Raw genomic sequence first — 6,198 nt, forward strand, 5'->3', positions numbered from 1 at the left:
GATAACCAGTAAACTTTCCTCATTCTTCTCTCAAACACTTTTTATATGTACTTTCTGGAGTGAAACCTATCGTATTGCTTTGATAAAACGAAAAAACGTAGTAAATTTGCATCACTATAAACACTAAGCCAATGACCAACCGCTTAAATAATTTATTGAGTAAGGCCCGTAAACAATCGTTCGGTTCGCCAGCACGATGCACCCTTTTCCTTGCAACGTGTGCTATTCTCGTACTTTTCTTCAGCGCCTGCAGCACAGAGCCGTCGCCTCGACGCCTCGCTCAACAGCGCGATCGCGCCGACAGCATCGTTGGTTGCGTGAAGGGCGAGCAGAGCCTCGACAGTCTTGTGAAAGAAGCGGAGAAGTCGGGCGACCGTATGCTCGAGATGCGTGCGCGCCGCCAGTTGGGACGCACCTACCGCGAGGACAACTTCTTCATGAAAGCCATCGACTGCCACCAGCGCGAGATGGCGCTCGGCGAACAGTTGCACGACACCATCGCCATGGCGCAGGCGCTCAACAACATCGGCACCAACTACCGGCGCATGGGCATCCTCGACGAGGCAATCAACTACCACTACCGCGCGCTGCACATCTCTGAGGAGTTCAGCTGCAAAGACGACCGCACGGCGCGCAAGAACCGCGTGGTGTCGCTCAACGGCATCGGCAACATCTGCCTCACACTCGGCGACAAGGAAACAGCCGACTCCGTGTTCCATGCCGCACTTGAAGGCGAGAAGAGCCTGGGCAGCAACCTCGGACAGGCAATCAACTACGCCAATATCGGCTCAATCTTCGAGCAGAGCAACCGTCTCGACTCGGCTTGGGTGTACTACCGCCACTCGATGGAGCAGAACCGCCTCGCCGAGTCGGACCTCGGCATATCTCTATGCTACACCCACTTCGGACGTCTCTACGACAAGCAGGGCAAGACCGCGGAAGCCATCGCCGAGTACCGCAAGGCGTACGAGATAATGAAGCCCTCGGGCGACCGCTGGCACACGATGGAGCCGTGTCTTGCGCTGGCGGAGATTCACCTGAAGACGGGCGACTACAACGCTGCCATGCACTATCTCGAGATAGCCGACCAGCTGGCTCACGACTTGCACTCGCTCGAACACCAGTCGCAGATTGCACGTATCTACTACGAGATATACAGCCGGAAGGGCGACTACGCACGTGCGCTGCGCTACTATAAAGAGTATAACGAACTCGGCGACAGCGTGGCGAGCGAGAAGAACATCATACACATGCAGAACATGCGCATGCGCTACGAGAACGAGCAGCACCGCGCCGAGATGGATGCCGTCAATAACGAGTACAAGGCAGAGCGCACGCTTCGACGGCTCAGCTTCGCCGCAACCGTGCTTGTCATCGTGCTCGCCACGGTCATTATTTCGTTCATGTTCTACGCCCTGCGTGCCCGTAAGCGCAAGCAGCTGCTGCAGCATCAGATGGACGAGATGCGCATCTCGTTCTTCACCAATATCACCCACGAGTTCCGCACGCCGCTCACCGTCATCCTCGGCTATTCGCACATGCTTGAGGAGGGAAAGGTGCCTGCGGGCGACATCCGTAAGGTGGGAAGCATGGTGTCGCGACAGGGCTCGCGACTGCTTTCGCTCATCAACCAGTTGCTCGACATACAGAAGGTGAAGTCGGCTATCGGACAGCCCGACTGGCATCGCGGCGACGTAGTGCTTTTCATATCTAACATCGTGGAAGGCTACCTCAATCTTGCCCACTCGCGCGGCATTCGCATACTGTATGCGCCCAAACAGCAGGACTATGTGTGCGACTTTGTGCCCGATTATGCGCAGAAGGTGGTGTGCAACCTCGTCACCAACGCCATCAAGTTCTCCAAACGCGGACAGAACGTGCTCGTTACGCTCAGAATTGAGGACGGCATGCTCACGCTTGTTGTAGCCGACTACGGTAGCGGCATCGCACCGGAGGACAGACGACGCATCTTCGAGCCGTTCTACCAGTCGTCTACCAATAAGAAGAGCATCGGTTCGGGCGTCGGTCTGGCGCTTGTCAAGCAGATTGTCTCCGTACTTGGCGGCAGTCTGCGCCTTAACACCGTGTTAGGTAAGGGCTCGGTGTTCACGGTGAGCGTGCCGGTGAAGGCTCCCGAGGGAGTTGTGGTGAAGACTCTTGATGTTAAGGGCACCATACCCGAGGAGATGCTCATGAGCGAGGTGATAAGTCCTGAGGAGATGGACGACATGTACTGCGCAGAGAATGTCGTAAGCGATGCCGACAATGCGGACAGCGCCGACCAACGCCAGCTTGTGCTCATCGTGGAGGACAACAGAGACGTGCGTGAGTATATCTCGATGCAGCTGAAAGACCTCTATCGTCTTGCTATGGCGCGCGATGGCAAGGAAGGTCTGCGCATGGCTACAGAACTTGTGCCCGACATCATCATCACCGACCTTATGATGCCCGAGATGGACGGCTACGAGCTTTGCCAAGCCGTGAAGCAGTCGGCTGTGCTCGACCATGTGCCGGTCATCATCGTGACGGCGAAGACCACGCAGGAGGATAAGTTGCGCGGATTGCAGATGGGTGTTGACGCGTATATCTACAAGCCGTTCAACGCAGAGGAACTGGCGGTGAGCGTGGGCAATCTGCTTGAAAAGCACCGCCTGCTGCGCGAGAGCTACATTCAGGCTGCGGCTGAGCATAAGCCCGACGCTGCCGAGGCTCTGCCGGCGCCAGACCGTGCCTTCCTCGACCGCCTCGACACCGTGGTGTACGAGATGATGGCTGTAAGTGCCATATCCATAGACGCCGTAGCCGAGAAGCTCTGCATGAGCACGCAGCAGCTGCGCCGCAAGCTGAACGCCGTGTCGGGCGACACGCCTGCCGCCTACGTCCGTTCGCTGCAGATGAAGAAGGCGAAGGAGATGCTCGACAGCAACGCCGACATGCCGGTCAACGAGGTGGCGATGGCTTGCGGCTACTACGACACGTCGCACTTCACGCGTGCCTTCAAGCAGGCGATGGGTGTAACGCCTACTCAATACAAGAAAACTGCGAAATAAGTCGGTTTTGATAGAAATTGGCTGATTTATGAAAAACACAACCGTATGTTATGTGATACGTTAAGTGATAAAAAGGGGAGCGAGATTAAGAATGCTTAATCGTCGCCCCCCTCATTTTTTTGTTTAGTCCAAAGGTTCGGTTGTTAGCTCTGTGACGGCGCCGGTTGCGCTGTCGAGCACAATCTTCGACGTGAGTTTCTTGCCGAAGAGCGAGCCGTTGAGCATCTCTACCTGTCCGAACTGTGCCGCCCACATGTCGTAGTGTCCTATCTTCTTGTTGGCGTTAGATAGCGTCACGCTGATTTTTCCGGGCAGACATACTGCGAGTTCCATCTCGTCCTTCTGCTTCTTAGCCATTTCGTGTACGGCAGGCGGTTCAGCCGTCTGGTTCTCGTCGGTCACATCCATGTAGTAAGGCTCGCCGGAGAGGTCGTCGGCTGTGGTGAGTCCGAACTTCTTCGAGAAGCGGAACGCCACGATGCGCTTCATCTCCTTCTCGGGCACGATGCTGATGACATATTCCGTAGTGTCAACCGTTGTAGTTCCCTGGAAGAGCTGCATCAGAGCGCGCTCCTGACGGTTGAGCTGGTCGTACATCAAGCGCAACTGTTCGCCGTCCTTCGGCATGAAGTCGGCTTCGCCGCGTGAGAGCATGTTTCGCGAGTCGCGCACGTCGTATATCTCCTGCGCCACGAGCTGCGCCATCTTCGGCAGATTGCCTGCAGCCAGTATGTCCTGACTCATATAGTCGCGCGGATTGAGCGGCTGAGCCTTAGGCGCCGGCGTGAACGCAGGCTCCTCCTTAGCCTTAGGTGCCTTGGTGTTTATTGCGCGCAGCACGCCGTTCACGTCGCAGTCGACGTTGAGCACGCTGTGTTTGTTGTCGATGTTCACGACATAGCGCTGGTTCTCGTCGCGCACGGCAGCCGTACCAAACTTCACGCCCACGATGCGGTAGTCGGTAGTCATTACTTGCGGTGCCGACGTCTTGAAGTAGAGGTCCGAGTAGTCGTTGAGCTGTCCGGGTTCGGTAGTGGTTTTCTCAACGAGAACGTGCATACGCACAGCCGTCTTCGGGAGGTAGTAGACGAGTCCTTCCGACTCCTTCTTGCTGCCTGCAGACACCGGCAGAGCGGTGAGAGCGGCGAGGATTAGTGTTGAAAGAATGTGTTTCATATATTATTTCTCTAAGTTCTTGAATGCTTCTGGCAGACTGTCTATGATGTCGCTTGCTATCAGACTCTCCTTGCCAGTTCGTTCGGCAGCTATGTCGCCAGCCAGTCCGTGCAGGTACATGCCCACGAGACAGGCGTTCTTGCGCGAGTAGCCGCGGGCGAGCAGTGCGGTGATGATGCCGGTGAGTACGTCGCCGCTACCGGCTGTAGCCATTCCGGAGTTGCCCGTAGTGTTGAATAAGATGCCTCCGTCGGGCAGACAGAGCGCCGAGTAGTGGCCCTTCAGGATGATGTATGCGCAGAGGTCGCGTGCCATGTCGCGCGCCAGCATGAGACGTTCGTAGTCGGAGCAGTTGTGTCTGCCCGTGATGCGGTCGAACTCGCGCGGATGTGGCGTCATAATCACGTTGTTCGGCAGCTGCTGCACCCATGCGCCGTGCGATCCGAGCATGTTCAGCGCGTCGGCGTCGAGCACTATAGGGCAGCTTGTCTGCTGCAGCTGCGACATCAGTGCGAGCGCCGAGCTTTCTTCTTTGCCAAGTCCCGGACCGATGCCAACGGCTTGGAATCCGTCGGTGTCGATAGCCTCCGAGTAGTAGCTCTCGCGGTCGACGAGGCATACAGCCTCTGGCACAGCCATCTGCATGATGCCCAGGTTGCAGTGGGGCGTGAGCGCTGTCACCTTTCCTGCGCCGCTGCGCATGCACGCCTTCGATGCGAGTATTGCAGCGCCCGCCATGCCGCGACTTCCGGCTATGAGCAGCGCGTTGCCCATCGAGCCCTTGTGGGCGAAGTCGTCGCGCTTCAGCATCTGGCTCTTGATGTACGACGGGTCGACGGTGTCGTATGTAGCCGGAATGGTGTCGATGAAGTATTTCGAGAGGCGGATGTCGAGCGTGCACACCTCGCCCAGATACTGCTGGCAGTCGGCGAAGAACATTGCGAGCTTCTTCGTGTGCAGCGTCAGCGTCACGTTGGCTCTAACTACGGCAGGGTTGTCCTGCGGTCGGTTGTTCTCGGTCATGAGTCCCGACGGGATGTCGATGCTTACCACCTGCGCTGGCGACTGGTTGATGTAGCTCACGAGCGAAGCGAATCCGCCAGAAAGCGGCTCCTTCAGTCCCGAACCGAAGAGTCCGTCCACTACGAGCGTCTTCTCCGTGAGCTGCGGCGGCTCGAAGTTCGACGTAATCTCGGTCAGCTTGTGCGCCAGTCCTTCGCTCACGAGTCGGTCGCGGTTCTTGGCGCACTCCTCAGAGAGATGGTTGTGGATGTTGAACAGGAAAACGTCTACGACATAGCCTTTCTCGGCGAGTAGTCGCGACATGGCGAGAGCGTCGCCGCCGTTGTTGCCCGGACCGGCGAACACTACGATAGGCGTCGACTGCGCCCATCGCTCGCAAATGGCGTTGGTGATGGCTTTCGCCGACCGCTCCATAAGGTCTACAGATGATATTGGTTCGTGCTCGATTGTATATTTGTCGAGCTCGCGAATCTGAGCTCCAGTTAGAATCTTCATATCTTCGGTTTTATTCTTTTTGTTTCAAAATACAAATTTAGATAAAATTTCCGAATTATAAGCCAGTTGGGATAAAAATATGCAAGCCTATGAAAGCAGTATGCGGTCTTGATGTGCACAAAGATAGAAAAAATCCGAATCATAAACTAATCTCTCCGAACTTTTTGTTAGCGAAAAAATCCCCCATATCTCCCAGAATCGCCGTAACCTGCACAGTATAAGTACAATAAAGGCTGGCAGATACGCTTCCCGAAAGCGATATCTGCCAGCCTATCTTCCAGGCGGAGAGGCATATCTGCCAGCGTAAGCTTAGTCCTAACTCGGTCCCAGATCAGTTCACGCCAACTTTTAACCAACGTCTATTTGATGTAAAAGGTGAAAACATAGGCATTGCCATCCCTTACCATATTTAATCGGACTGCCGTCTGCCGCCACCATACAATTCTTATAGTAG

Annotated in this window: 3 protein-coding genes; 1 reads left to right on the forward strand and 2 read right to left on the reverse strand. The window is 55.8% G+C overall.

Features of this window, described 5'->3' with window-relative positions:
- Positions 1-131 precede the first annotated feature (131 nt).
- Positions 132-3,050 carry a response regulator gene (locus KTQ90_RS12570; RefSeq protein ID WP_217318716.1) on the forward strand — a complete coding sequence of 973 codons (2,919 nt, stop codon included), beginning with the start codon at positions 132-134 and terminating at the stop codon, positions 3,048-3,050.
- 123 nt (positions 3,051-3,173) lie between these two features.
- Here the strand turns inward: KTQ90_RS12570 and KTQ90_RS12575 are convergent, their stop codons facing one another.
- Both KTQ90_RS12575 and KTQ90_RS12580 read right to left on the reverse strand, forming a co-directional pair.
- Positions 3,174-4,226, reverse strand: coding sequence for a DUF4831 family protein (locus tag KTQ90_RS12575; protein ID WP_254359740.1), 1,053 nt, complete (start codon positions 4,224-4,226; stop codon positions 3,174-3,176).
- Between the two features lie 3 nt (positions 4,227-4,229).
- A complete protein-coding gene (locus KTQ90_RS12580) occupies positions 4,230-5,744 on the reverse strand; it encodes an NAD(P)H-hydrate dehydratase (RefSeq protein WP_217318717.1) in 1,515 nt (504 codons plus the stop codon).
- Between the last annotated feature and the right edge of the window lie 454 nt (positions 5,745-6,198).

The organism is Leyella stercorea, assembly GCF_019052365.1.
Classification (GTDB): Bacteria; Bacteroidota; Bacteroidia; order Bacteroidales; family Bacteroidaceae; genus Prevotella.

What these genes read in the sequence shown, in the direction of transcription:
- KTQ90_RS12570 (WP_217318716.1), top strand. Translation starts at nt 132, where the DNA reads ATGACCAACCGCTTAAATAATTTATTGAGTAAGGCCCGTAAACAATCG.
- KTQ90_RS12575 (WP_254359740.1), bottom strand. Translation starts at nt 4,226, where the DNA reads ATGAAACACATTCTTTCAACACTAATCCTCGCCGCTCTCACCGCTCTG.
- KTQ90_RS12580 (WP_217318717.1), bottom strand. Translation starts at nt 5,744, where the DNA reads ATGAAGATTCTAACTGGAGCTCAGATTCGCGAGCTCGACAAATATACA.